We start from the raw sequence: 713 nt of genomic DNA on the forward strand, positions 1-713 counted from the left end.
ATGTGACATAAGCCACCTCACCCCAAAATATTAAATAATACATTCTATTACCAAATAGCAATGGACGCATCCAACACTTGCAGGTGGCTACTAGTGGAACTTCTCTGAATTCTTTTCTATCTTCCGCATAAAATAGAGACCCACAGCAATAGCTGAAGGTCTCCTTCGTTGATTCATGTTTCTTGTTTCGCACGCTCACTTCAAGTAAACACACACCGCGAAGACCAATCGTAATCGTCGGTTTGCCTTTTTCAAGCATCCCGTATCTGATACGAGCATTGCAAACCAATTAGCCGCACGGATCAGATCAGACCGATGTTYAGATAAAATAAAAAAACGCGCCGCGTTTCTTAGCACGCAACGCATTTATTTATTGTTCACTCAAAGATGGCAACTGGCCTCGCCCAACCGGCACTTGCCCGCTCTATTTTCACGGGAAAGCAGGATACTTTGAACCCAAAAGGCTTCGGCAGTTGATCTAGATTCGCAAGTTTCTCGATCTGGCAATATTCCTTATCCTTGCCTAAGTAATGGGCTGCCCATAACACACCTTCTCTTGGATTTTTTCGATATTCCTCGGCTTGCAGGTTCAACGGGATATCCCACCCCCAGCCATCAGTCCCAACAACCTTGATTCCGCATTCGAGCAGCCAAAGTGTCGCCTCCGATGAAACGCCGGCATGCAGGAACGCATAATGCTCATGGTACAATCG

2 protein-coding genes are annotated in these 713 nt (G+C 45.9%); both read right to left on the reverse strand.

Annotated features, from left to right (window positions below; genetic code table 11):
* On the reverse strand, nt 1–259 hold a 259-nt coding region (locus AC1DUA_RS39740), incomplete at its 3' end, for a hypothetical protein (RefSeq protein WP_477504892.1).
* Between the two features lie 118 nt (nt 260–377).
* On the reverse strand, nt 378–713 hold a 336-nt coding region (locus tag AC1DUA_RS39745; RefSeq protein ID WP_477504893.1), incomplete at its 5' end, for a cyclase family protein.

It is taken from the genome of Paenibacillus sp. 01T422, assembly GCF_056398785.1.